Genomic DNA, 2,616 nt, shown 5'->3' with positions numbered 1-2,616 from the left:
GGATCGCACGCCTCAATATCGATGGCAGTGTGGACGCCACGCTCAATCCAGGCACCAACAGCACGGTCAACGCACTGGCACAACAGGCCAACGGCAAACTATTGGTTGGGGGTGCCTTCACGTCTCTGGACTTCACCGCGCGCAATCGCATCGGGCGACTGCACGGCGATGGCCGAGTCGATGCCGCGTTCAATCCCAACGCGAACGGCAACGTCAAGGCGCTGCTGGTACAAGCGGATGGCAAACTGGTAATCGGCGGGTCCTATACAACGATTGCAAACGTGGCGCGCAATCGTATCGCCCGGCTCAATTTCGACGACAGCATCGACGTGGGTTTCAATCCTGGTGCGAACGGCGATGTGCATTCGCTGGCGGAGCTGATCGGCGGCAAGCTGCTGGTGGCAGGCACCTTTTCCTCGATTGGTAACCAGGCGCGAGGCGGCATTGCTCTGCTCGATGCCGCCGGTACCGTTGATGCGTCATTCGCGCCGACATCGAATGGAACGGTCTATTCCCTCGCGCAGCAAGTCGACAAGAACATCCTGGTCGGTGGCATGTTCAGCGTGATGGCCGGCGCATCGCGCAATGGCCTTGCGCGGATGGATCTCGCAGGAAAGATCGATCAAAACTACAACCCCGGCGTCAATGGCACGGTCAACGCGATGGCGCTGCAACCGGACGGCAAACTGCTGGTCGGCGGAACCTTCAACATGATCGGTGGATTGACGCGCAACAATATTGCGCGCTTGAATGTCGACGGCAGCGCTGACGCCAGCTTCAATGCCAGTATCACTGGAACCGTCAACTCGCTCGTCCTGCAAGCCGATGGCAGCGTGATGGTGGGTGGCAATTTCACGGCAGCGAACAGCAGTACGCGCAACAACGTCGCGTTGCTCTACCCCACCGGCGTGGTGGACTTGTCATTCAACCCAGGTGCGGATGCCACGGTGTTCGCACTCGCCTTGCAGGGCGATGGCAAGCTGGCCGTCGGCGGAGCGTTCAGCACGGTCGGTGGACAGGCGCGAAGCAACCTCGCACGCCTGAGTGCGCCGCAAGCTGTCACCGATTCGCTGCAATTCATCGGCTATTCGAATGGAGGCAGCGTGATCCGCTGGATCCGATCGGCTAGTGCACCGGAGCTGGTGCGGCCGCCCGAGCTGCAAGTCTCCACAAACGGAACCACCTACGCGCCAGTCGAGACCATGCTGCGCACCAGCAACGGCTGGACCTTCAGCGGCTACAACGCGCCGCAACTGCCCTTGTTCTACCTGCGCGCCACCGGCGTGGCTGCCTCTGGTCAGTACGCTGGGTCGGGCAGCCTGATCCAGAACGCGCGACAGGCTTCCACACTCAATAGCGACGGCATTTTCAGGAGCGGTTTCGACTGATCGTAGTGCGTCCCCGCCCAACCCATCAACGGAGTAGCGACATGCGGAAATCCTATCATTTATGGCTGGCGAGCCTGACCCTCCTGTTTCTATCCGGCGGCACGTGTGCCGTAGGCGTCGAAGACGGTTTCTCGGCAACTGTCGATAATGGAACGGCAAGGGCGCTTGCGGTCCAAGGCGACGGAAAAATCCTGGTTGGTGGCGGGTTCACATCGATCAATGGCCAGCCGCGTGAAAAGATCGCTCGCGTACATGCAAATGGTAGTTTCGACGCCAGTTTTGTCGGGGCATTGGTGGAATCTACGGGATCTGCCCAAGTACTCGCCACAGCAGTCCAGGTCGATGGAAAAATCTTGATCGCAGGGTTCTTCTCGCAGGTGGGCGGGCTACCGAGAAAAGGCATCGCACGCCTCAATCCTGACGGAAGCCTCGACGCCAGCTACAACCCTGTACTCGACGGCAATGGAGTTGGCCGAGTGCTCAACCTGCAGCCGGACGGCAAGCTGATCATCGGCGGTAGCTTTTCCAGCGTCAGTGGCTTTGCGCGCGCAAACCTGGCGCGCCTGAACAGTGATGGGAGCGTCGATACAAGCTATGCGGCTGGCGTGGGCGGAATCAGCAGCGTCGAATCGGCGGCGCTACAACCGGATGGTCGACTGATCGTTACCGGGGGCAATAACGGAGCAATGTTCATTCGCTTGAATCCCGACGGCAGCCCGGATGCAACATTTCAAGCCACAAGTGGTGGCTATGTCTTCGGTCTCGCGATTCAGCCAGACGGAAAGATCTTCGCTGCGGGGGAAGAGTCTTTCAGGCGCATCAATGCCGACGGCAGCGACGATTTGAGCTTTGTGGCGAATCTGGATTCAGACGTCAACGCGATTGCGTTGCAATCGGACGGCAAGATCATTGCGAGTGGTTCGTTCACGATGGCGAACGGACAGGTTAGAAACGGAATTGCGCGCTTCGACACCAGTGGCAATCTGGACGCGACATATGATCCGGATGTACAAACAAGCGTCTCCGCATCGGCGCTTCAGGCCGATGGAAAGTTGGTGGTTGCTGGCGGATTCAGCAACATCGGTGGCCACCCTGCCTTCCGGATCGCACGCCTCAATATCGATGGCAGTGTGGACGCCACGCTCAATCCAGGCACCAACAGCACGGTCAACGCACTGGCACAACAGGCCAACGGCAAACTATTGGTTGGGGGTGCCTTCACGTCTCT

2 protein-coding genes are annotated in these 2,616 nt (G+C 59.4%); both read left to right on the top strand.

The genetic code is table 11. The features are described 5' to 3' along the window. On the top strand, positions 1-1,388 hold a 1,388-nt coding region (locus WBP53_RS04870; RefSeq protein WP_423926506.1), incomplete at its 5' end, for a delta-60 repeat domain-containing protein. 41 nt (positions 1,389-1,429) lie between these two features. Beyond that, on the top strand, positions 1,430-2,616 hold a 1,187-nt coding region (locus WBP53_RS04865; protein WP_423926504.1), incomplete at its 3' end, for a hypothetical protein.

The organism is Dokdonella sp. (assembly GCF_049593775.1).
Lineage (GTDB): Bacteria > Pseudomonadota > Gammaproteobacteria > Xanthomonadales > Rhodanobacteraceae > Dokdonella.
The sequence above is the reverse complement of the archived record's forward strand: the minus strand, read 5'-3'. Positions and strand labels throughout refer to the sequence as shown.